The 22402-nt window shown below is 43.4% G+C and carries 21 protein-coding genes; 13 read left to right on the top strand and 8 right to left on the bottom strand.

The window, feature by feature from the left end:
* The first annotated feature begins 119 nt into the window (after window positions 1-119).
* The 4 genes from aspS to B4Q04_RS04715 all read left to right on the top strand — a co-directional run bounded on the left by aspS (window position 120) and on the right by B4Q04_RS04715 (window position 4300).
* Window positions 120-1874 (top strand): aspartate--tRNA ligase, encoded by a 1755-nt coding sequence (aspS, locus tag B4Q04_RS04730; protein WP_088696116.1) that lies wholly within the window; start codon window positions 120-122, stop codon window positions 1872-1874.
* 59 nt (window positions 1875-1933) lie between these two features.
* The gene (locus tag B4Q04_RS04725; protein ID WP_013993301.1) at window positions 1934-3718 is read left to right on the top strand and encodes a chloride channel protein; all 1785 of its coding nucleotides are present in this window, start codon (window positions 1934-1936) and stop codon (window positions 3716-3718) included.
* Between the two features lie 44 nt (window positions 3719-3762).
* Entirely contained in the window at window positions 3763-4014 is a 252-nt protein-coding gene (locus B4Q04_RS04720; RefSeq protein WP_013993300.1) for a hypothetical protein, read from the top strand.
* Window positions 4015-4105: 91 nt separating this feature from the next.
* The gene (locus tag B4Q04_RS04715; RefSeq protein WP_013993299.1) at window positions 4106-4300 is read left to right on the top strand and encodes a cold-shock protein; all 195 of its coding nucleotides are present in this window, start codon (window positions 4106-4108) and stop codon (window positions 4298-4300) included.
* A gap of 80 nt (window positions 4301-4380) precedes the next feature.
* Here B4Q04_RS04715 and B4Q04_RS04710 read toward each other — a convergent pair whose 3' ends face one another.
* On the bottom strand, window positions 4381-4830 hold the full coding sequence (locus B4Q04_RS04710; RefSeq protein ID WP_013993298.1) for a nucleoside deaminase: 450 nt from the start codon (window positions 4828-4830) through the stop codon (window positions 4381-4383).
* A 177-nt stretch (window positions 4831-5007) separates the two neighbouring features.
* Here B4Q04_RS04710 and B4Q04_RS04705 point away from each other — a divergent pair, with 177 nt between their 5' ends.
* A complete protein-coding gene (locus tag B4Q04_RS04705; protein WP_088696115.1) occupies window positions 5008-6783 on the top strand; it encodes a 1-deoxy-D-xylulose-5-phosphate synthase in 1776 nt (591 codons plus the stop codon).
* Window positions 6776-7912: a DUF3078 domain-containing protein gene (locus B4Q04_RS04700; RefSeq protein ID WP_013993296.1), complete on the top strand. Its 1137-nt coding sequence runs from the start codon at window positions 6776-6778 to the stop codon at window positions 7910-7912. The genes B4Q04_RS04705 and B4Q04_RS04700 overlap by 8 nt, the downstream gene beginning before the upstream one ends.
* Here B4Q04_RS04700 and dgt read toward each other — a convergent pair.
* Complete coding sequence (gene dgt / locus B4Q04_RS04695; protein WP_013993295.1) at window positions 7909-9252, bottom strand: dGTP triphosphohydrolase; 1344 nt, start codon at window positions 9250-9252, stop codon at window positions 7909-7911. The two genes, B4Q04_RS04700 and dgt, sit on opposite strands and share 4 nt — an antisense overlap.
* Before the next feature lie 161 nt (window positions 9253-9413).
* Between dgt and B4Q04_RS04690 the strand changes: the two genes are divergently transcribed.
* On the top strand, window positions 9414-9806 hold the full coding sequence (locus B4Q04_RS04690; protein ID WP_088696114.1) for a carboxypeptidase-like regulatory domain-containing protein: 393 nt from the start codon (window positions 9414-9416) through the stop codon (window positions 9804-9806).
* A 75-nt stretch (window positions 9807-9881) separates the two neighbouring features.
* Here the strand turns inward: B4Q04_RS04690 and B4Q04_RS04685 are convergent, their stop codons facing one another.
* The gene (locus B4Q04_RS04685) at window positions 9882-10241 is read right to left on the bottom strand and encodes a toxin-antitoxin system YwqK family antitoxin (RefSeq protein WP_013993293.1); all 360 of its coding nucleotides are present in this window, start codon (window positions 10239-10241) and stop codon (window positions 9882-9884) included.
* A gap of 371 nt (window positions 10242-10612) precedes the next feature.
* Here B4Q04_RS04685 and B4Q04_RS04680 point away from each other — a divergent pair, with 371 nt between their 5' ends.
* The 4 genes from B4Q04_RS04680 to B4Q04_RS04665 all read left to right on the top strand — a co-directional run bounded on the left by B4Q04_RS04680 (window position 10613) and on the right by B4Q04_RS04665 (window position 15681).
* Window positions 10613-12862: an inorganic phosphate transporter gene (locus B4Q04_RS04680; protein ID WP_088696113.1), complete on the top strand. Its 2250-nt coding sequence runs from the start codon at window positions 10613-10615 to the stop codon at window positions 12860-12862.
* A 111-nt stretch (window positions 12863-12973) separates the two neighbouring features.
* A complete protein-coding gene (locus B4Q04_RS04675) occupies window positions 12974-13918 on the top strand; it encodes a CAP domain-containing protein (RefSeq protein WP_088696112.1) in 945 nt (314 codons plus the stop codon).
* 97 nt (window positions 13919-14015) lie between these two features.
* Complete coding sequence (locus tag B4Q04_RS04670) at window positions 14016-14441, top strand: hypothetical protein (RefSeq protein WP_013993290.1); 426 nt, start codon at window positions 14016-14018, stop codon at window positions 14439-14441.
* Window positions 14442-14613: 172 nt separating this feature from the next.
* Window positions 14614-15681, top strand: a complete 1068-nt coding sequence (locus B4Q04_RS04665) for an amidohydrolase family protein (protein WP_088696111.1) — start codon at window positions 14614-14616, stop codon at window positions 15679-15681.
* A 1-nt stretch (window position 15682) separates the two neighbouring features.
* Here B4Q04_RS04665 and nadD read toward each other — a convergent pair whose 3' ends face one another.
* From nadD to B4Q04_RS04640, 5 genes are all read right to left on the bottom strand, one after another.
* Window positions 15683-16267 carry a nicotinate (nicotinamide) nucleotide adenylyltransferase gene (gene nadD, locus B4Q04_RS04660; RefSeq protein ID WP_013993288.1) on the bottom strand — a complete coding sequence of 195 codons (585 nt, stop codon included), beginning with the start codon at window positions 16265-16267 and terminating at the stop codon, window positions 15683-15685.
* A 32-nt stretch (window positions 16268-16299) separates the two neighbouring features.
* Window positions 16300-16884 (bottom strand): guanylate kinase, encoded by a 585-nt coding sequence (gmk, locus tag B4Q04_RS04655; RefSeq protein WP_013993287.1) that lies wholly within the window; start codon window positions 16882-16884, stop codon window positions 16300-16302.
* A 27-nt stretch (window positions 16885-16911) separates the two neighbouring features.
* On the bottom strand, window positions 16912-17769 hold the full coding sequence (locus tag B4Q04_RS04650; RefSeq protein WP_088696110.1) for a YicC/YloC family endoribonuclease: 858 nt from the start codon (window positions 17767-17769) through the stop codon (window positions 16912-16914).
* A gap of 219 nt (window positions 17770-17988) precedes the next feature.
* Window positions 17989-18744, bottom strand: a complete 756-nt coding sequence (locus tag B4Q04_RS04645) for a DUF1080 domain-containing protein (protein ID WP_013993285.1) — start codon at window positions 18742-18744, stop codon at window positions 17989-17991.
* A gap of 119 nt (window positions 18745-18863) precedes the next feature.
* Complete coding sequence (locus tag B4Q04_RS04640) at window positions 18864-19916, bottom strand: sugar phosphate isomerase/epimerase family protein (protein WP_013993284.1); 1053 nt, start codon at window positions 19914-19916, stop codon at window positions 18864-18866.
* A 158-nt stretch (window positions 19917-20074) separates the two neighbouring features.
* Between B4Q04_RS04640 and B4Q04_RS04635 the strand changes: the two genes are divergently transcribed.
* Both B4Q04_RS04635 and B4Q04_RS04630 read left to right on the top strand, forming a co-directional pair.
* Window positions 20075-21778: a GMC oxidoreductase gene (locus B4Q04_RS04635; RefSeq protein ID WP_013993283.1), complete on the top strand. Its 1704-nt coding sequence runs from the start codon at window positions 20075-20077 to the stop codon at window positions 21776-21778.
* Window positions 21779-21906: 128 nt separating this feature from the next.
* On the top strand, window positions 21907-22371 hold the full coding sequence (locus B4Q04_RS04630) for an ASCH domain-containing protein (RefSeq protein ID WP_013993282.1): 465 nt from the start codon (window positions 21907-21909) through the stop codon (window positions 22369-22371).
* The last annotated feature ends 31 nt before the right edge of the window (window positions 22372-22402 follow it).

Below are 22402 nucleotides of genomic sequence, written 5' to 3'. Positions count from 1 at the left end.
TTAAATTTTAGAGGCATTAACAAAACAAGACCTCTGCATATACCACAAAAAGGACACTCGAATTTTTTAGCCGTTACCATCATAACTTCTTACATTTGCGCTTTCAAATAGACTTACACATGTACAGAAGCCATACCTGCGGAGAATTACGCGAATCAGATATAAATACCAAGGTTACCCTATCGGGATGGGTACAAAAAACACGTGATAAGGGTTTTGTGGTCTGGGTAGACCTGAGAGACCGTTACGGTATAACCCAATTGGTCTTTGATGAAGACCGTACCTCTTCCAAATTACTCGAACAGGCCAGAAGCTTAGGCCGCGAGTACGTGGTGCAGGTAACTGGCGAGGTCATTGAAAGGACCTCTAAAAACCCCAATATCCCAACAGGGGGCATTGAAGTACTCGTCGATGAGGTTATTCTCCTTAACAAGTCGAAAACCCCTCCATTTACCATTGAGAACGAAACCGATGGCGGTGAAGACCTTCGAATGAAGTACCGCTATCTTGATATTCGCAGAAACCCCGTAAAAAACAACCTTATTTTCAGAAGTAAGGTAAGTATGGAAGTTCGAAAGTACCTTAGCGACCATAGCTTCGTTGAAGTCGAAACCCCATATTTAATAAAATCAACACCCGAAGGGGCCCGCGATTTTGTAGTGCCCAGCCGAATGAACGAAGGGCAGTTCTACGCCTTGCCACAATCTCCACAAACTTTTAAGCAATTGCTTATGGTAGGGGGTATGGACAAATATTTTCAGATCGTAAAGTGTTTTCGCGACGAAGACCTAAGGGCCGACCGTCAGCCAGAATTCACACAAATCGACTGCGAAATGGCCTTTGTGGAACAAGAGGACATTCTCGATACCTTTGAAGGCCTTACCAAACATTTGCTAAAGGAAATCAAGGGGGTAGAGATATCGGCCTTCCCACGAATCACCTACGATGACGCCATGCGCATTTACGGAAACGACAAACCAGACATTCGCTTCGGCATGGAATTTGGCGAGCTTAACGCGGTTACCCAACACAAAGACTTTGGCGTATTCAACTCTGCAGAGCTAGTAGTGGGTATTGCCGTACCAGGCGGGGCCAGCTATACCCGTAAAGAATTGGATGCCTTGGTAAACTGGGTCAAAAGACCCCAAGTCGGCGCCAAGGGAATGGTCTACGTAAAATACAATGAAGACGGAAGCTTTAAATCTACCGTAGATAAATTTTACGACCAAGAAGACTTAGCCAAATGGGCCAAGATTACCGAGGCCAAACCAGGGGACCTTATTTGCGTACTCTCTGGGGACGCCAACAAAACCCGAACCCAACTCAGTGCCCTAAGAATGGAACTTGCCGAAAGACTGGGCTTGCGCAACCCGAATGAGTTCGCTCCGTTATGGGTTATTGACTTTCCGTTATTGGAACTCGATGAAGAAACAGGGAATTACCATGCCATGCACCACCCCTTTACCTCTCCAAAACCAGGTCAACTGGAATTACTGGAAACCGACCCTGGCGCAGTACGCGCCAATGCGTATGATTTAGTATTGAACGGTAATGAAATAGGGGGAGGTTCCATCCGTATTCACGACAGGGACGTACAGAGCACAATGTTCAAACACCTTGGCTTTACCCCTGAAGAAGCACAGGCCCAATTCGGCTTTCTTATGGACGCCTTTCAGTACGGCGCTCCACCACATGGAGGTATCGCCTTTGGTTTAGACCGATTGGTATCTATTTTGGGGGGACAGGAAACGATAAGGGACTTCATTGCTTTTCCAAAGAACAACAGCGGACGTGATGTTATGATCGATGCTCCAGCAGCTATTGACCGGGAGCAACTTCATGAACTAAAGCTCAAATTAGATATTGAAGCGTAATAAAAGTTAATCCCGCATTGGTGCGGGATTTTTCATATTTTAGATAGCAAACCTGTATAATGCCCACTAAACTACAAAGACTATCTACCAAATTTTTAAAGTGGCGATATAAAAATATCTCCAACAAGACTTTTACGCACATTATGAGTGTTTTGGTGGGACTTTTGGCAGGCTTGGCCTCGGTCACCCTTAAAAACATCGTGTACTTTATTGAGGTTTCCCTAGAGCAAGGTATTTTGATATCGAGCAACAGCCTGTACTTTATTTTACCTATCATCGGACTTACCTTGGTCTATCTCTACGTTAAGTACATTCACAAAGAGCAGCTACAACATGCTGTTTCTTCCATTCTCTTTTCGCTTTCCAAAAAAAAGGGAATCATCAAATCTAAACACATTTACACCCAACTCATTGCAGCCCCTCTCACCATTGGCTTCGGGGGTTCTACAGGATTATTGGGACCCGCTGTAGCTTCAGGCGCGGCCATCAGCTCTAACATCGGGCGTTTTTTCCATATTAATGCCAAAACCCGATCGCTCTTGATCGCATGTGCGTCGGCCGGTGCCATAGCTTCCATATTCCAATCGCCCATTGCGGCCATTGTTTTTGCGGTAGAGGTCTTTAGTCTTGATTTTACCATGCTATCTATGCTCCCCCTTTTGCTCGCGTCGATATCTGGGGTGCTCACCTCTTATTTCTTTTTGGGAAATGAGGTCCTGTTTAACTTTACCCTATCGGAAAACTTTGAGGTCAAAGACACTTTTTTTTACATCATTTTAGGTATAGGCACCGCCTTTGCATCAATTTACTTCACTCGTATGTATTTTGGTATACAGAAGTTATTCTCCCGTCTAAAAACACCTAAATACAAGTTACTTGTAGGAGGCGTATCCATAGGCATTATGCTCTATTTTATTCCACCCCTCTACGGTGAGGGCTTCAGCTTCATCAACGACCTCTTGCACGGAAACCATATTAAAGCCCTAGGTAAGACGCCCTTTGATTCATACACCACCAACATCTGGGTGGTCATTGCCCTATTGTTCGGTATCACCATTTTCAAGGCCGTAGCCATGACCACTACCTTGGCAGCCGGTGGCGCAGGGGGCATTTTCATTCCCACTATGGTTATGGGCAGCGCCCTCGGAAATGTCATGGCCAAGGTCATCAATAACTCTGGCATAGGTTTTTCCGTTTCAGAAAGCAACTTTACCTTGATTGGTATGGCCGGACTTATTGCGGGGGTGTTGCACGCCCCATTGACCGCCATTTTTCTGATTGCCGAAATCACTGGAGGGTATGAACTTTTTGTACCGCTGATGATTACAGCTTCCATATCGTATCTCATTACCAGAAATGCCATTGACTATACCATATATACCAAGGAATTGGCCCGAAGTGGATCTTTGTTGACACACAATAAAGACCAATCGGTACTAACTTTGATGAAACTTGACGATGTCATTGAAACTAATTTTAAAACCGTATACCCAGATATGACCTTGGGCGAGATGCTTCATAAATCCGTAGCAAAATCCACTCGTAATATCTTCCCCGTAGTCGACAAAAACAAGGCCTTGGTAGGTATTGTCCTCCTAGACGATATTCGCGAATTTATGTTCGACACCTCACTTTACGAAAACACCAAGGTAGAAACCTTTATGCACAATGCCCCAGAACACATATTCTACGAAAAGGACAGTATGCAAGTGGTAATGAAAAAATTTCAACACAGTGGAGCCTGGAATCTGCCCGTAATCAAAAAAGGACAGTATGCCGGTTTCGTTTCCAAATCAAAATTACTGACGGCTTATCGCAGGGAACTCATTAACTTTACCGGCTAAGCTTCGCTTGCTGTTGCAAAACTTTCTCAATCAAGACTATCAAAATGAAATATCTCATCGTTTGTATTACACTAGCCTGCTTTGGGGCGATTTTTTACGGCTTTTATATTCAAGAGGAAAACTTGGCCCTTGGCCATAAATTTATCGGGTCGGGCACTGTGGGACTCTTTTTGGTGGCCATGCCGCTTTTCTTAATTGTATACAGTAAAGGAAAGCAAATGAAAGACTACATGCTAACCGAGGAAAACATAAAAAAAATGCGTGAAAAAGAAACGGAAAAGACTGATAATCAATAAACTTTGTAGGATTATTTGATATATTTTAAGCCAGCCTAATCAAAAAATTTATAAATTAGATGGAAACTTTTATGAACTAATTTCTTTTAACATGACTGGCACAGTAAAATTTTTCAATGAGTCCAAAGGCTATGGATTCATTACCAACGACGACACAGGGAAGGACATTTTTGTACACGCCACAGCACTTAACGGTACAACTCTTAATGAAGGGGACAAAGTAGAATATGAAGAGGAAGAAGGCCGAAAAGGCATTGTTGCCGCCCAAGTTCAAGTGGTAGGCTAAATATAGATTCAGTTATCATTACAAAGACCCTAGCACCTCCATGTTAGGGTTTTCTGTTTTCAAATACCAATGATAAGACTTCAATTTAGGTTTCTCTTCTGAATAAAAAAGCGCTTGATCAACGCACTGGCCTCTTGCTCAAGAACACCCCCTAGTATTTTCGTTTTCGGATGAAGTTTGGTTCCCATAACCCCGCAGCCCCGCTGTTCATCTTTGGCCCCATAAACTATTCTCGATATTTGGCTCCAATACAGGGCGCCGGCACACATTTGACAAGGCTCCAAGGTCACATAAAGTGTACAGTTCTGCAAATACTTCCCTCCCAAAAAATTGGCCGCTGCGGTAATTGCCTGCATTTCGGCATGGGCCGTAACATCGTTCAATTGTTCGGTAAGGTTGTGCGCCCTAGCGATGATACGGTCTTCAATAACGATTACCGCACCTATGGGCACCTCCCCTTTTTCATAGGCGGCCTCTGCCTCTTGCAGGGCTTTTTTCATGTAATAACTATCATCAAAGGGCTCTAACATGGCAATGGTTTAACACAAATTTATGGCATACTTTATAAAAGATGTATATAATTTACACATATTACGCCCTCTTAGTGCGAAATGGTATCGAACAAACTTTATTTCAGTGCAATACATGATCAAAAAGAATTGGCCTAGCTCACTCAATCACCTATTTTTGCATTTTAAGCCACTATCTTGAAATCACTTTTAGACCATATTACTTATCCCGATGATTTACGCCAGCTTGCCCTGGAGAAATTACCACAGCTTGCCAAGGAACTGAGGGAATTTATAATCGATATCGTTGCCACCAAAGAAGGCCACCTAGGCGCCAGCCTTGGGGTCGTAGAACTTACTATCGCCCTGCACTATGTATTCAACACCCCCCATGACAAGCTTATATGGGATGTGGGCCATCAAGCCTATGGCCATAAGATACTCACAGGAAGAAAAGAAATCTTTGAGACCAATCGCCAATTGGGTGGAATTAGTGGATTTCCCAAACGTTCCGAAAGTGAATATGATGCCTTTGGCACAGGACATAGCTCTACTTCCATATCGGCTATTTTAGGCATGGCCATGGCCTCTCAGCTCAAAAAGAACGATCACATCCAGCACATTGCGGTAATCGGCGATGCCTCCATCGCAAGTGGCATGGCTTTTGAGGCCCTAAACCATCTGGGTTCTACAAATTCAAACGTATTGGTCATCTTAAATGACAATGCCATCGGAATCGACCCCAGTGTAGGAGCATTAAAAAAATATCTGACCAATGTAAAAAAGGGCACGGCCAAGGACGAGAATATCTTTGAGTGCTTAAATTTTCATTATACCGGTCCAATAGATGGGCACGACCTTGAAGCGTTGATCAGCGAATTAAAGCATTTAAAATTGGTAGCAGGGCCAAAATTATTACATGTCATTACCACCAAGGGAAAAGGTCTCAAAAAGGCCGAGGAAAACCAGGTTACCTACCATGCGCCTGGTAAGTTCGACAAACGCACAGGTGAACTCTTAAAGAAGAGTCCAGCGGTCAATGAGCCCCAAAAATATCAAGATGTCTTCGGCCACACCCTCGTAGAGCTTGCCGATAAAAATGAGGCCATAGTTGGAATCACACCGGCTATGCCCACTGGAAGCTCCTTGAAGTACATGATGCAAAAAATGCCGCATAGGGCCTTTGATGTAGGTATTGCCGAGCAACATGCGGTCACCTTGGCTGCGGGTATGGCCGCCGAAGGTCTTATCCCCTTTTGCACTATCTATTCTACTTTCCTACAAAGGGCCTACGACCAGGTCATACACGATGTGGCCCTTCAAAACCTGCCGGTAATCTTTTGTTTGGACCGAGCGGGACTTGTCGGCCAAGACGGAGCAACCCATCACGGAGTGTACGATATTGCCTATTTAAGGTGTATCCCCAACCTGTGTATTTTTGCCCCGATGAACGAAACCGAACTGCGCAATATCATGTATACCGCGCAAATGGGACCATCGCAGCCAATTGCCATAAGATATCCTAGGGGCCAAGGTGTACAAGAAAACTGGCAAACGCCTTTTGAAACCATCGAACTAGGCACGGCCCGCCAACTAAAGAAAGGTTCCACAATTGCGGTGCTGACCCTAGGACACATAGGAAATACCGTAACAGAACTCGTAGATAGAATGGCCGAACGTGAAAAAATAGGCCATTACGATATGCGATTTGTAAAGCCTTTGGATAAAAAAATGCTTGCCAAAATATTCAAACAGTACCAAACTATAGTTACCATTGAAGATGGAAGTAAAATGGGGGGCTTTGGCTCCGCCGTTCTTGAATGGGCCAACGAGTTGGGCCACACCCAAAAGATCAGCATTCTAGGCCTTGACGATGTCTTTATTGAACATGGTACGGTCGAACAACTACACCAGCAAGCAAAAATAGACACACTAAGTATCGAGAAACACTTAAAAATGTTATTAAATGAATAAGCGCCTTACCTTTTTATGTTCCTTTGTTCTTTTCTTTAGCCTCTTCACCTGTTCACTTTTCGGCCAGGTACAAGATTCCATCCCAAGTGAGCGGGAAATTGACCTCGACTCCATGATTATTGACACGACGGTCGTAGATACGGTCGTTATCAGAAAGACACAAAAGCGAATCAAATTCGTGCCCCGTGGCGTTAATTTGATGAACCCGGTGATTTCGTTCAAACGCACCAAAGCGCTAAACAAGAAACCGAACCGATTTAGGGTTCCTTCTTTTTGGACGAACATTAACAAACTAGGGGCGAATTTCAACGAAGTTGCCTTTGTAAACTGGAACGCAGGGGGTAACAACTCCATTGCGGCCTTGGGAAACGCCCGGTTCGAGCGTAATTACAAATTTCGATACATACAGTGGGACAACTATATGGAAATGCGCTATGGCCTGAACGTTCAAGACGAACAGAAACTAAGAAAAACCGACGACGCCTTGCGATTTAGCTCTACTTTCGGCTTTCAGCGCGATACCATTAGCAACTGGTACTACTCGGCTAAAGCGAACTTCAATACCCAATTTTCCAACGGTTACAAATATCCCGATAGAAGCACGCCCATATCGCGCTTTATGGCACCAGGTTATTCCTTCTTGGGTGCAGGAACATCATACATTACAAAAGATCAAAAGTTCAACCTATACATCTCCCCTATTACACAAAAGGCCACATTTGTTCTAGACAAAGAATTGGCGAACAAGGGTGCCTTTGGGGTTAAAAAAGCGGTTCTCGATGCCGACGGAAACGTTATTGAAGAAGGAGAAAAAGTGTTTTTGGAATTCGGCTTTTTAGTAACCAATCAATACGAGACGGAAGTATATAAGAACATGAACTTAAAACACCGCCTCAGCCTCTACACCGACTACCTGCAGAAATTCGGGAATATTGATGTGGACTGGGAGCTAAACTTCGACCTAAAGGTCAACAAATACGTAGTTACCTCAATCGGCACCCATATTATTTATGATGACGACATTCTTTTTGACGAAAAAAAGGATGCCGATGGCAAAATAACCGATTCGGGAGTCCCAAGATTGCAGTTTAAACAGCTGCTCGGCGTGGGTGTTTCCTATGCCTTCTAAAGTTGCTTGCCCATAATTTTGTTATGTATGTGAACCGCCGCACTATCGGAAAGGCTAGCTACATAACAACAAGTATTCAACAGTATATGATACACCGAATCATCGGTATCCCTATAGAATTCAGGCAATGTCTTAAGCATTAGCGCGTCGTAATTCGATGCCCGGTTTTCTTTTTTACGTATTAATGCGTTTATGTAAACATCAAGTATATCGGAAATGATCTTATAACCCGCTATTTCTTTCTCGACAACCTCTTGAGACCTATATATCTTATTGACACTCAAGGCAATAATGTCCTCTATCTGCGCCTTGAACACACTCCGATCTAAAAGACTGGTATCAAATGTACCGTTCAGTATTTCAGCTTCGTGCGCAATAAAAACGGAGATGGCATCCCGAATCAGGGTATTGATAGCCAGTGCCCTTAAATAACTAAGCCGGTCTTCCTTATATTTTAAGGAGTTATATTTTTTGGTATTGATACTATCCTTGACCAATTTGATAAGGTATTCCAAAGCGAAATCTTCGGAAATAAGTCCGAGATTAATACCATCTTCGAAGTCGATGATCGTATAACAGATATCATCTGCTGCTTCCACCAAAAACGTCAATGGATGACGTGAGAACGATATATCTTCTCCATTTCGCGTCTGAATCAGACCCAAGTCTGCCGCAATTTCCTGAAAGGCCGTCTTTTCGGTTTGAAAGAAGCCAAACTTCTTATCGGCAATATGCTTGGTCGGTTTCTTGGGAAGCGATTCTTTCGGGTATTTCATAAAGGCCCCTAACGTGGCATAACTTAGCCGAAGCCCCCCGGCAACCCCTTCCCTCGACTGGGTCAACAATCGAAATCCGTTGGCATTTCCCTCAAAATCTACTATATCACGAAACTCCTTATCAGAAAGAACCGATTGGTATTTTTGTCCGTTGCCCGTAATGAAATACTCTCCGATAGCTTTCTCGCCACTGTGCCCGAAAGGCGGATTACCAATATCGTGGGCCAAGGCCGCTGCCGCTACGATAGCCCCAAAGTCATTAAACCTATAGCCATGGATCTCGCTTAAAAACGGATGCTTTTCAAGAATCTTTTTTCCCGCAATACGCCCCAGGCTCCTTCCCACTACGGAAACTTCCAAACTATGTGTCAATCGGGTATGTACAAAATCGGTCTTCGACAGCGGGATTACCTGTGTCTTATCTTGCAAGCTCCTAAAAGCACTTGAAAATATAATTCGGTCATAATCTACCTCAAAACCCAGCCGGGTTTCGTCTTGTTCCTTTCTAAGTCTTTTATGCGTGTCGCCTTGCCGTTTTAGAGAGAGTAAATTTTCCCAGTTCATTGTATGTTTTTAAGTCCCGCAAGTTACATTTTTTCAAGATCAAAACGCTTCAGGGGCTAAAAGAAGCCCCCATTATTTAACCTTAAGGGAATCAACTATTAAACTTTAGATAACCCTATCTTAACACACTGTGGTTTTCTTTGCAAAGAAAATAAGAACCCATGAAAATAGCCGCTTTTTGCTTTATCCTATTCTGCACGTTTAATCTTTCCGCACAAGAAGAAGGGATAATTAAAGGCAACATATTTGACACCGAAATGAACAATGAACCTTTGTTGTTCGCCGATGTCAAGGTCAAAGGTTCGCAAGTAAAGACCCAGACCAATTTTAGGGGAAATTTCGAAATTAACGGACTTGAACCAGGAAGCTATATTTTGAAGGTGAGTTTCCTAGGCTATGAAACACGGGAAATTCCGGTTGAAGTCTCCGCTTCGCATACCGCATATATTTCAGAGGGACTACAGGCCGAATCCATAAGCTTGTCCGATGTGGTTATGGCAGAAGAAAACACCTTGCCAAATACAAGCACCTTAGCCTTGGGTATAGAGAAATAAACGGGCAATATTTGTAATAAATAAAAAAAGGGGGACTCACCATGTGAATCCCCCTTTTCCTTATAAAATAGTATATCAGTCTTTTGAAACGACGCCAGATTTTTTCTCCTTGCTGATAACGTTAGCTATTACATTGTTATCGAACTCAACTTCCTTAACGGTACCATCTGCATAAAAATACCATTTACCGGTTCTAACGCCCTTATCGTAAGTGCCTTTTGATATCTTTTGCCCTGCTTCATCAAAACTTACCCACTGACCGTGCAACTTTCCTGCAAGGTCAAAGGTTCCTTTTTGACTTACTTCCCCATTATCGTGAAAATAGGTTGCCTCTACAAGGTTTGTCTCTTTATTAAGTTTTACTTCCTTCTCCTTTTGGGCATAGCCCGCAGTAACCGATAAAGCAAGTGCTAAAAGTATGATTATATTTTTCATGTTATTTGTTTTTTAAGAGGTTTTGTGCTGAATTGCTGATTCAAATATAGGTAAAATTTACATTAAATACACGATTACTTAACATTAAATTTACATTGAAAACGATTTACGCACCAAAATATTGTTTACGAAGGATAACTTCATATAAATATACTGGCCTTCTTCTCTCTAAATCGTAACAAAAACCTTAATTTACCATCGCTTAGGCCTTTAAAAATCAATAGTTTTAAAGAGGTTGGCAAAACATACCGATTTTCACCGTTTTCATGGGACAATTTCAATGCCATAAACAACCGATAAGATCACTTCATAACCTTATTTTAACGTGATTAATAAATTATAATACCAATTTTGTGCACATTTAAATAACGATGGGCGAGAATCTTTACCTTTTCATGATTATAGCATTGGCCGTACTAGCCATCACCGATTTGGTAGTCGGGGTAAGTAACGATGCCGTGAATTTTTTGAACTCGGCAATCGGGTCAAAAGCCATTTCTTTTAGAATGGTCATGATTGTGGCCAGCATAGGTATAGCCTTTGGTGCCATTTCATCAAGCGGAATGATGGAGGTAGCCCGTAAAGGAATTTTCAACCCTGAGCATTTCGTGTTTGCCGAAATCATGATCATTTTTATGGCGGTCATGATTACCGATATTCTCCTTTTAGATTTTTTCAACACTTTGGGCATGCCCACCTCTACCACGGTATCGATCGTTTTTGAGCTTTTAGGGGCAGCGGTAGCCGTATCTTTGGTGAAAATTATGGGAGACGGCGAAGGCGCTTCAAGCCTTTGGATGTACATCAACACCGATAAGGCCACAGAGATTATTCTGGGCATTTTGCTTTCGGTGGTCATAGCCTTTACCGTAGGGGCCTTGGTACAGTTCATATCACGCCTGCTGATTTCGTTCAAATTTGAGAACAAACCAAGCTGGGTAGGTGCCATATTCGGTGGTTTTGCCCTGACCTCGATTATCTACTTTATTCTTGTAAAGGGATTGAAGAGTGCTTCAATTTTAAGCCCTGAAATTCTTGAGACCATAGCCAACAAACAGTTTCTGTTCATTCTAAGCAACTTTGTGGTATGGACTTTACTCTCATGGATGATTACCACCTTAACGCGTATCAACATATATACCATCGTCATTGTCATGGGAACCTTTGCTTTGGCCATGGCATTTGCCGGTAACGACTTGGTGAACTTTATAGGGGTACCCTTGGCCGCCATGGAATCGTATACTTCATGGAGCACTTCCGGAATAGATGCCAATGTATATACCATGGAAGGATTGGCTACTGCCGTCAAAACTCCCCAATACCTATTGCTTTTGTCCGGTATGATCATGGTGGTGACCCTCTGGTTTTCATCAAAGGCCAAAAACGTAGTCAAAACGAGTGTAGACCTATCAAGACAAGATGAAGGTGACGAGCGTTTTCAACCGAATTTCCTCTCGCGTCAAATTGTTAGGTTTTCTATAAAGGCCTCAGAAAATATTGCGGCCCTTATTCCCGATATCATCGTGAGAAAGATGGACACCCGATTTGAGAAGCCCTACGTATACGTTCCCAAAAGCAGGGTTCAAGACCTTCCTGCCTTCGATTTGGTACGGGCTTCCGTCAACTTAATGGTAGCGAGTGTACTTATTTCGCTGGCCACCTCAATGAAACTGCCACTTTCCACTACATATGTAACCTTTATGGTCGCCATGGGTAGTTCCTTGGCCGATAGGGCCTGGGGTGCTGAAAGTGCCGTATATCGTGTCGCAGGGGTGTTAAATGTAATAGGCGGATGGTTCTTTACGGCCATTAGCGCCTTTACCGCCGCCGCACTTATAGCCTACATCATTCATTTAGGGGGAATATGGGCCATTGGCGTACTATTGATCATTGCATTTTTCCTAATCGGAAAAAACTACCTGACCCACACCAAGAAGATGAAGGAGACCAAATTGGAAGAAAAGCTGGAAAGAGCTGAAAGCAATTCCATCATCGGCGTAATAGAGGAAAGTGCGGCCAACATTTCATTGGCCATAAAAAGAGCCAATAAAATATATACCCAAAGTATCGATGGCCTGGCCAAACACGATATAGAGACCTTGAGAAAAAGCAAGAAGGGAATCTCTAAATTCGATAAAGAGGTAGAAGATCTTCGCGACAATATTTTTTACTTTATCAAAAACCTAGACGAATCCAGTGTTAGCACCAGTAACTTCTATATCGCCATACTAAGCTACCTACAAGACATGACCCAGTCTTTGGAATATATTGCCAAAGCAGGATATAAGCACGTACATAACAACCATAAAAAATTAAGGTTCAACCAAATTAAGGACCTTAAGGAAACCGATGGCTACCTAGACCAGCTATTTACCGATATACAAACGATTTTCGAGACCAAGGATTTCTTAAAGCTTACCGAACTTATCATCGGCAAACAAGAACTCTTCAAGAAGGTAGACATGAAAATCCACAAACAAGTGGAGCGCACCCGTACCGACGAATCAAGCCCTAAAAACACGGCCCTTTATTTCAGCCTGCTCTTAGAGACCAAAGATTTATTGGTGGCCACCATGAACTTGTTGGAGACCTATGATCAACATGCCAACACTAAAATTTAGTCAAAAAATCGACGAACGGTAATTTTTTTAAAGACGCGTTCACTTCATCGAAAAAAATATACCTTTCCCCTGATTTAGGCGTTAGCACATAAGAATACTAAATCTTATCTAATGCACTTACTACGACAAATCCTACCTGCTGTTTGCTGTATGACCCTATTTTTCTCATGTAGTAAAGATTCGGACACCATAGAAGACGAAACCCTAACGTCACAACTTGACCCAACCGAAAGAGCGGCCGCCAAAAAACTTTACGAAGATTATTACGTAGCCTCAAAAAACGAGGCTTCCGATGTAGCTTGGTCAGGCGATGAACCAAGTTGCAACGCCGGCAGCGTTCCCGAAAATATTAGAACCAAATTGATTATGCGGATCCATTATTTCAGAAAGGCTGTGGGACTCAACAATACCATTACCGAAAACCCTAGCAAAAGTGAAAAATCACAACAGGCCGCATTAATGATGCACGCGAACGGCACTTTGGACCACTCTCCCCCAGAAAGCTGGAAATGTTTTACTGCCGAAGGAAAGGAAGGGGCAGGAAATTCATTGCTGACCTCTACAAAAAATTCTGTGGCCATTGATTCATACATGCGTGACCAAGGATCGGATAACTATCCGGTAGGACATAGACGTTGGTTGCTATGGCCAAGGCTCCAAGAAATCGGAATAGGAAATACCAGTCAGTATAATGCGCTATGGGTTCTTGGCAATCCCGGGACTACCCCTGAAGACGCCCCCGAATTCGTGGCTTGGCCACCAAAAGGCTATTTACCTAAAAACTTGGCCTACCAACGTTGGTCATTCTCAATACCCAAAGCCGATTTCACGCAAACCAGTATCAAAATGAAAACCCTTAGTGGCACAAATGTTTCTTTAGAAATCGAGGAACTCGACGACGCCTATGGTGATAGAACTATTGTCTGGAGGCCTGATATAAACGTTTACGATACTGTGGAAGACGTCACTTACAAGGTCATTATAGAAAGCGTACTAATAGACGACACCCCTCAAGACTACGAATATGAGGTAACCTTGTTCGACCCGGACAACTAGTCCGAAAAAAAGTAAAAAAACCCATACTTTTGTTTTATTTATAACTTCGAAATCGATTTTGAACCTTTAAATCGTATCTTGTTTAAAGAGACACTTTATGGAAACAATTGTTCCTGCCGAAACCAAGCTACTGGCGCAACGTGATTTTGGCATTGCCAAGTTTTGGTTTTACCCTAATTATTTAGTGGGAGAATTTGCAGAAGGCATGCATGTAACTAAAGAGAATGCCCTTCAACCCATTCGTTTCGCCAAACAGTTCTATGGAGACACCCCCATAATCTATATTTCGCACAGACGAAACTCGTATTCCATGGATACTATAGGTTACAAGGAAGTTGTAGACATGTTCCCCAATTTTATAGGCTTTGCCATAGTTTCAAAAAATAAGTACCGACGAATGATCGCCCACCTAGAGAAAATGTTCATTAAAAGACCGATCGGTGTATTTCTTCAGCTAGACGAAGCCTATGCCTGGGCCGAGGAAGAACTAGACAAACACCAAAAGCACTCTTCTCGTCCCTAGTTTTAATAACGCCTACTGATTCGGTCCCAAAACTAGCATCAGCCTTCCTACTTCAGAGATGTCAAGCTTGACTTGAACCTTATCGATATCCCGTTCTTATGTGCGAAAAGGGGCCATAATGCCGTTCGCCAAAGTCGAGTCGCACCCAATTGTTTCACCTAAACCCGCTCTCATGAAAAACCTGTCCTTACTTCTCCTTCTTCTATCCGTGCTACATTCCATATCCGCACAAGATGATCTATTGCTAAAAGATTTTAGGCCCGAAAGCATTTACAATACCTCCAATACCGTAATCGAACGGGCCAAATACCCTGTCATCGATTTTCATGCACACCCCAATGCCGCCACGAAAAAGGAATTGGAAGAATGGGTATCTACCATGAAAGGACACAATATTGAAAAATCGATCATTCTCACCTACTCCACAGGACAACGCTTCGATAGCATCTATGATATGTATGCCCAATACGGTGATCAGTTCGAGCTCTGGTGTGGTTTTGACTACACAGGGTACAATGAACCCGGATGGACGAAAAAAGCCATTAAAGAGCTTGAAAGATGCTTTGCCAAGGGCGCAAGAGGTGTGGGCGAATTGGGTGACAAGGGACTAGGACTTTTCTACTCAAAACCCTCCGAGGCTCCTGGGCTGCATATAGACGACCCGCGCCTACAGCCCCTCTTAAAACGGTGCGGCGAATTGGGTATGCCCATAAGCATACATGTTGCCGACCCTTATTGGATGTACTTGCCCATGGACCAAAAGAACGATGGCCTAATGAACGCCTACACCTGGAAAATAGACCGGTCGAAAGAAGGGCTTCTCTCCCATCAAGAACTACTGACTTCTTTATCGAATGCCGTTAAAAATAACCGAGGCACTACCTTTATCGCATGCCACTTGGCCAATTGCAGCCACGACCTTGACATTTTGGGCAAGCTATTGGACGAACACCCCAATTTATACGCAGATATCTCAGCACGATATGCCGAAGTAGCACCGGTACCCAGACGCACGAAACGCTTTTTCGAGAAATATAAAGACCGATTGGTATATGGAACGGATATGGGGATGGACGATACCATGTACCGTACTACCTTTAAAATTCTGGAAAGTGCCGATGAACATTTTTATGCCTGGGATTACTTTTCGTACCATTGGCCTCTGAACGGACTAGACCTCAACGACGAAACCCTCAAAAAAATCTATCATGAAAACGGCCGTAAGCTCATAAAACGATAGGCTAACGATAAAAATTCATTTCATCCATATACTTCCATACCGAATCGGTAAGCAAGGGACGGATATTCTTACCCTCCTTATGGCTTTTGCGAATAAAGGTCGAAGAGATTTCCATGATAGGAGCGTCTACCTTGTGAATCTTGGGATGCCCTTTAAAGCGATGCTCAATTTCCCCTTCCGATATTCTAGGGTACACATATACATCGTAATCGCTCAAAATAACTTCATAGTTTTTCCATTTATGGAAGCCCTTGAGGTTATCCTCCCCCATAATCAGGCAAAATGCATGGTCTGAACCGTATTTCTCGTTCAGATGAACCAAGGTATGGATGGTATAGTTCGGCTGCGGCAAGCCGAATTCTATGTTACTCGGTTTCAACTTCGGGTAGTCTTTTGTAGCCTCGTACACCATCTGGTAGCGGTGATTGTCGGCGAGCAAGGTCTTTTTGGTCTTAAAAGGACTCTGTGGCGTAACCACGAACCAAACCTCATCAAGGTCTGAAAATTCCACCATATGATTGGCAATGACCATATGCCCTATGTGTATGGGGTTGAAGGTGCCGAAATAGAGACCTATTTTTTTCATATTCAAGAACCGGTGACTTTGTTTCTTTAAGCTTACTTCTCAATTTTCGCCCCTACAAAATCAGCCACCAACTCGTGCGCTTCCTTTAAGGCCGTATCAAGGTCGTAATTCTTGATAATTTTATCGAATTGCGGAGCGGTAGCCAACTCTACGGATGCCTTCGCTATTCGCATATTGATTTTATCCTCGCTTTCGGTACTGCGTTTTTTAAGTCGGATCTTAAGTTCATCTACGCTCGGCGGCTTTACAAAAACGGCTAGGGTCTCTTCCGGAAACTTTCGTTTGATACGTAGTCCTCCCGCAACATCTATGTCAAAAATGACATTTTTGCCTTCGGCCCAGAGTCGCTCGATCTCAGATTTTAAGGTACCGTAAAAATTATCGCGGTACACCTCTTCCCATTCGAGAAAATCATCGTTCTTAATATGGTTTTTAAACTCCGAAATCGACATAAAATAATAATGCTCCCCTTGCTTTTCCTTGGCCCTACGCGGCCGTGAGGTGGCCGAAACCGAAAATGCAAGGTTGAGCTCGGGCTGCTCTAACAAATGTCTAACAATGGTTGTTTTACCGCTTCCCGAAGGTGCCGAGAATATAATTAATTTACCGCCTTTCATGAATTGACTGATTTTGAATTGCCTTGCCTAGAGCACGTTAAGCATCTGCTCCTTTATTTTTTCGAGTTCATCTTTCATCTGCACCACCAATTGCTGCATGGGCGCATAATTGGCCTTCGAACCTATGGTATTGATTTCACGCCCGATCTCTTGTGCTATAAAACCGAGTTTTTTACCGTTGGAATCATCAGATTTCAAGGTACTCGTAAAATAATCAAGATGATTGGCCAGACGTACTTTCTCTTCCGTGATATCGTATTTTTCCAAGTAGTAGATGAGTTCTTGTTCAAAACGGTTCGCGTCTAGGTCGGCCTGGAGGTCGCTAACGGCCTTGTTCAATCGTTCACGAACATCGGTCTGACGATCGGGATCCATAACCACGACCTGCTCCAATAGCTGCTGCAAATTCTCAATTCGTTGAAGAAAATCTTTCTCGAGTACCTCTCCCTCTTCAGAGCGAAATTTATTTATCTCTTTTAGGGCCTCTTGAACCGCAAGCTTTATCGATTCATATTCGTTTTCATCGATATCTTCACGTTCCGTCTTTAGGGCATCGGGCATTCTAAGCGCCATGTCAAGCAACTTTAGGTCGTCGCCGTCGGCGATGGCCTTTAGTTGTTTCATGTAGTTTTTTACGGCAGCCTCGTTCACCTCGGCCGAAGTCTCACCGCTGGTAAGTTCAATATATAGTCCGAAATCGACTTTACCGCGCATCAACGAACTTGCAATAGTCTTGCGTAGCTCTAGCTCTTTTTCACGATATGCGGAAGGCATACGCGCATTTAAATCAAGACTTTTACTGTTTAGGGATTTGAGCTCTACGGTAATTTTTTTTGTCGGAAGCTGTATAACATGCTTACCGAAACCGGTCATGGACTGAATCATAAATTGCTGCGAATTTTGGCAAATATAACGTAATTACAGAAAGTAGAAGCCCCTACCCTCCATTACTGACCACCTTAATCCACTAACATCCCGTCTAAGAAACATGGAGTGATTTCGAAAAATGGCCCTATTGGTTCGAATTGATTCGCACTACAAGTTAAAAAACAGCGAATCCTTCCCCAAAAAGCAAGGCATGTGATATCTAACCTAGAGCTGCTACTATAGTTCCTTGATTTTAATATTCCTGAAAGCCACTTGGTCACCATGGTCTTGCAAACCGATCTTTCCAGTAGTGAATTTTCCGAAATGCTCCCAGTCGGCAAATTTCGATTTTGACACCATTTCCTTCCACATTTCATTTCCAACAGGAAACTCGACAATAGGCTTTCCGTTCATGGCAATGCTTCCTTTTTCCTCTTTATGGTTTATGGTAATGACCATCGTGTTCCATTCCCCTACGGCATTGGTCACATCTTCCGAAGGTGCCACCATATCGTATAGGGATCCCGCTTGGTGGGTAGTACCGTTTTTGGCATCGGGATGTTTCTCGTTATCCAAGACCTGTACTTCAGGACCGGTCTGATATGCTTCCGAAAGTTCAGGGTTTTCACTTACGCCCCAAAAGACCCCGCTGTTACCCCCCTCGGAAATTTTCCATTCCAAAGACAACACAAAATCGGTGTATTCCTTTTCGGTGACCAAATTAAAAGCTTCCCCCTTTTTTCTGTCCTTTGGAGGATAGAAAACCATGGCCCCATCTTCTAATTTCCAATTCTCGGAAACTCCTTCTTTATTGTATTCCTTCCAACCCTCAAACGAAGAACCATCAAAAAGAACCGTCCACTCTTGAACTGGCTCCTCCACTTCGGTCTCGGCTATGGGAGCAGCTTCCATTTCCCCCTGTTTTTTTTCGGTCTTTTCTTTGCATCCAAAAGCGACTACCGCCATAAAAAGGATAAGTAATAGATTCTTCATAGGTCTTGATAATTTATGTATTAGTTTTTCCAAGAGAGAAAAATGTTTCTCTTGCCAAAAGACAAGAGAAAGCATTCTTCATTATTTTAAAAAATAGATGTCCGCAAGTCTGTTTTGGACTAAAGACCCAAAATCTTCTTGAGCATTTCCTTATCTATAGCTGCACCGGCAAAATCGTCAAAGGTCTTTTCCGTAGCTTCGATAATATGGTCTTGAATAAAGACCGCTCCTTCACGGGCCCCTTGTTCAGGGCTCTTAATACAGCATTCCCATTCCATCACGGCCCAAACATCGCAACCGTATTGGGTAAGCTTGGAGAAAATAGTTTTAAAATCGATTTGACCATCGCCCAAAGAACGGTATCTACCGGCACGATCACCCCAATCATTATAACCACCAAAGGCCCCTTTTTTACCTGTTGGGTTGAACTCGGAATCCTTCACGTGAAACGATTTGATGAACTCATGGTAGTGGTCTATATATTCAATATAATCCAATTGTTGCAATACAAAGTGACTTGGGTCGTAAAGGATGTTTACACGCTTATGGTTTCCTGTAGCGGCGAGAAAACGCTCAAAGGTATCCCCATCGTGCAAGTCTTCTCCCGGATGTATTTCGTAACATACATCAACACCTTGTTCGTCAAAATGGTTCAAGATGGGCATCCATCTTTTGGCCAATTCCTCAAAACCCATTTCAACCAGGCCTGCTGGTCGTTGTGGCCATGGGTGCCATGTATGCCAAAGTAGCGCCCCTGAAAAAGTAGCATGGGCATTAAGACCTAACCTTCTACTGGCCGTAGCTGCTTTTTTAACAACGTCTACCGCCCATTCGGTACGGGCTTTCGGGTTGTTCTTTACGGCATCGGGAGCAAAACTGTCGAACATAAGGTCATAAGCCGGATGAACCGCGACCAATTGCCCTTGAAGATGCGTAGAAAGCTCAGTGATCTCAAGGCCGTATGAATTTACTTTTCCCTTAAGCTCGTCACAATAATCCTGGCTTTCGGCAGCCTTGTCCAAGTCTATTAAAAAACTCTCCCATGTAGGTATCTGAATACCCTTGTACCCTAAATCCGCAGCCCATTTACACATGCCGTCCAAGGTATTGAACGGTGCTTTACTGTCTACAAATTGCGCTAAAAATACGCCGGGTCCTTTAATTGTTTTCATACTTCTATTTGTTTGTATTTAGTAACAGGTTTCTTCCTTTTGTATGTCCTTATAAAGAAAAACCCTATATTTAATTCTCGTAAATAGTCAAAGCCGACTTCCCGTAGGAAAGTTATAAATATAGGCATTACATCAGGTTTAAAACAAGAAATACTATTGTGAATAAAGAAGAAATATTCGATGCCATTGTTGTCGGAACAGGAATTAGCGGTGGTTGGGCCGCTAAAGAATTATGTGAGAACGGGTTAAAAACTTTAGTACTTGAACGAGGACCTATGGTGCGGCATATCGAAGATTATCCCACTATGAACGATGACCCTTGGGACTATCCCCTAAAAGGGGAGCTTTCCAAGGCCGATAAAGAAAAATACCACATCCAATCACGAGTAGGCTGGGCCCCAAAGGAAGATGTAAAGCACTTTTTTGTGAACGATCTTGACCATCCCTACGTAGAAACCAAGCGTTTTGACTGGATACGAGGCTATCAAGTCGGCGGACGATCCTTGACTTGGGGCAAACAGAGCTACCGATGGAGCGACCTTGATTTTGAAGCCAATAAAAAAGAAGGTATAGGCGTAGACTGGCCCGTACGCTATAAAGATATTTCACCTTGGTACGATAAGGTGGAAGCATATATTGGGGTTAGTGGTGAAAACCTGGGCCTACCCCACTTGCCCGATGGTATCTTTCAACCTAAAATGGACCTCAACTGTGTTGAAGAGGAATTTAAGGCCTCAGTGGCCGAAAAATTTGACGACGGACGTTTAATTACCATCGGTCGCGCGGCACATATCACCGACCCCGATGCCGATTTTGAAGGCAGGGGAACATGCCAAAATCGAAATAGATGCTGGAGAGGCTGCCCATTCGGGGGCTACTTTAGCAGCAATTCCTCTACCTTGCCCGCTGCGGAACGTACCGGAAATATGACACTACGGCCCAATTCCATCGTATACGAAGTGGTATATGACGACACTACCAAAAAGGCTACTGGCGTTAAGATCATCGATGCCGAAACCAACGAGAAGATTGAATTTAAGGCGAAAGTGATTTTTCTATGTGCCTCATCAATGGCATCGGTCGGGATTCTTTTACAATCAAAGAGCGAGCGTTTCCCCAATGGCTTGGGCAACGACTCCGACGCACTTGGCCGTGGCATTATGGACCATCACTACAAATTGGGCGCCTCGGCAAAAGTAGACGGTTATTTAGATAAGTACTACAAGGGACGAAGACCCAACGGATTCTACATTCCCAGATTCGTCAATTTGAACGACGAAACCAAGCGCGAAGGCTACCTGCGCGGCTTTGGTTACCAAGGAAGTGCCAGCAGGCAAGACTGGTCGGCTTCAATCGGAGAAATGGGATACGGAAAAGACCTTAAAGAATCCATTCTAAAACCTGGTCATTGGCAAATTGGCGTTACGGGTTTCGGCGAGTTTTTACCCTATGACGATAATCGCGTAACCCTTAGCCGAAGCAAAAAAGACAAATGGGGACTACCCCAACTGGATTTTGACGTTGAGTTCAAGGAAAACGAATACAATATGCGCGAGGACATTAAAAAGGAAATCGTTGCCATGTTCAAAGCGGCGGGCTTCAAAGATGTACAGCCTTATGATGAAGTAACCGGTCCCGGCCTGGGCATTCATGAAATGGGAGGTGCACGTATGGGACATAGCCCCAAAACGTCAATAGTGAACAAACACAACCAATTACATACCGTTCCCAATGTATATGTAACCGACGGAGCTTTCATGTCATCGTCAAGTTGTGTCAACCCTTCGTTGACCTATATGGCGTTTACGGCAAGGGCCGCCAACCACGCCGCCGAACAATTAAAGTCCGGAAAACTTTCATGATTATGTATAACGACCGATAAATCAATCTGATATTCTAAAATATCACCTAAAATTGTTCGTTCGTTTGTATATTGTTAACCTAAATTTTTCGCTAATACCGTGAAAAACTAGCTAACCGCAATAACTATATGGAAAACGCTTCAGCCCGAAATTTGTGGGGAGATTACCTTGACAAACATTTAGAACATGCTTTTGTCGATGCCCCACAAGTCGTACATTTCTGCAACAACGAACAGGATGCCAACGAATGCGCGGCATTGGTCAAAAAAGGCATTAAACGTGCCACCTCCCACTCGTTGTTGGGTCTGCAGTACCGCAAACAGCCATTGCCCAAGATTGGCGATTTTATGATCGTAACCAATTGGGAAGGCGAGGCACAGTGCATCGTTAGAACTACCGCAGTAAAGTTAAGGCCCTATTTCAGTATAGACGAGGCCTATGCCCAGCTCGAAGGTGAGGGCGACAAAAGCTTGGCCTATTGGAAAAAGGTGCATTGGGACTACTTTACCAAAGAACTGGCCGCTTTCAACCGCAAGCCCAACGAGAGCATGATCATTGTCTGTCAAGAGTTCGAAAAAATATTCGACCGTTAAACGGTTTTTATAGGGATTGAGGGACTGTGCT

The organism is Zobellia sp. OII3 (assembly GCF_002211465.1).
Lineage (GTDB): Bacteria > Bacteroidota > Bacteroidia > Flavobacteriales > Flavobacteriaceae > Zobellia > Zobellia galactanivorans.
The sequence above is the reverse complement of the archived record's forward strand: the minus strand, read 5'-3'. Positions and strand labels throughout refer to the sequence as shown.

What these genes read in the sequence shown, in the direction of transcription:
- B4Q04_RS04710 (WP_013993298.1), bottom strand. Translation starts at nt 4,830, where the DNA reads ATGTTAGAGCCCTTTGATGATAGTTATTACATGAAAAAAGCCCTGCAA.
- aspS (WP_088696116.1), top strand. Translation starts at nt 120, where the DNA reads ATGTACAGAAGCCATACCTGCGGAGAATTACGCGAATCAGATATAAAT.
- B4Q04_RS04645 (WP_013993285.1), bottom strand. Translation starts at nt 18,744, where the DNA reads ATGAAGAATCTATTACTTATCCTTTTTATGGCGGTAGTCGCTTTTGGA.
- B4Q04_RS04715 (WP_013993299.1), top strand. Translation starts at nt 4,106, where the DNA reads ATGACTGGCACAGTAAAATTTTTCAATGAGTCCAAAGGCTATGGATTC.
- B4Q04_RS04690 (WP_088696114.1), top strand. Translation starts at nt 9,414, where the DNA reads ATGAAAATAGCCGCTTTTTGCTTTATCCTATTCTGCACGTTTAATCTT.
- B4Q04_RS04670 (WP_013993290.1), top strand. Translation starts at nt 14,016, where the DNA reads ATGGAAACAATTGTTCCTGCCGAAACCAAGCTACTGGCGCAACGTGAT.
- B4Q04_RS04630 (WP_013993282.1), top strand. Translation starts at nt 21,907, where the DNA reads ATGGAAAACGCTTCAGCCCGAAATTTGTGGGGAGATTACCTTGACAAA.
- B4Q04_RS04680 (WP_088696113.1), top strand. Translation starts at nt 10,613, where the DNA reads ATGGGCGAGAATCTTTACCTTTTCATGATTATAGCATTGGCCGTACTA.
- B4Q04_RS04700 (WP_013993296.1), top strand. Translation starts at nt 6,776, where the DNA reads ATGAATAAGCGCCTTACCTTTTTATGTTCCTTTGTTCTTTTCTTTAGC.
- nadD (WP_013993288.1), bottom strand. Translation starts at nt 16,267, where the DNA reads ATGAAAAAAATAGGTCTCTATTTCGGCACCTTCAACCCCATACACATA.
- B4Q04_RS04725 (WP_013993301.1), top strand. Translation starts at nt 1,934, where the DNA reads ATGCCCACTAAACTACAAAGACTATCTACCAAATTTTTAAAGTGGCGA.
- B4Q04_RS04675 (WP_088696112.1), top strand. Translation starts at nt 12,974, where the DNA reads ATGCACTTACTACGACAAATCCTACCTGCTGTTTGCTGTATGACCCTA.
- B4Q04_RS04685 (WP_013993293.1), bottom strand. Translation starts at nt 10,241, where the DNA reads ATGAAAAATATAATCATACTTTTAGCACTTGCTTTATCGGTTACTGCG.
- dgt (WP_013993295.1), bottom strand. Translation starts at nt 9,252, where the DNA reads ATGAACTGGGAAAATTTACTCTCTCTAAAACGGCAAGGCGACACGCAT.
- B4Q04_RS04720 (WP_013993300.1), top strand. Translation starts at nt 3,763, where the DNA reads ATGAAATATCTCATCGTTTGTATTACACTAGCCTGCTTTGGGGCGATT.
- B4Q04_RS04640 (WP_013993284.1), bottom strand. Translation starts at nt 19,916, where the DNA reads ATGAAAACAATTAAAGGACCCGGCGTATTTTTAGCGCAATTTGTAGAC.
- B4Q04_RS04650 (WP_088696110.1), bottom strand. Translation starts at nt 17,769, where the DNA reads ATGATTCAGTCCATGACCGGTTTCGGTAAGCATGTTATACAGCTTCCG.
- gmk (WP_013993287.1), bottom strand. Translation starts at nt 16,884, where the DNA reads ATGAAAGGCGGTAAATTAATTATATTCTCGGCACCTTCGGGAAGCGGT.
- B4Q04_RS04665 (WP_088696111.1), top strand. Translation starts at nt 14,614, where the DNA reads ATGAAAAACCTGTCCTTACTTCTCCTTCTTCTATCCGTGCTACATTCC.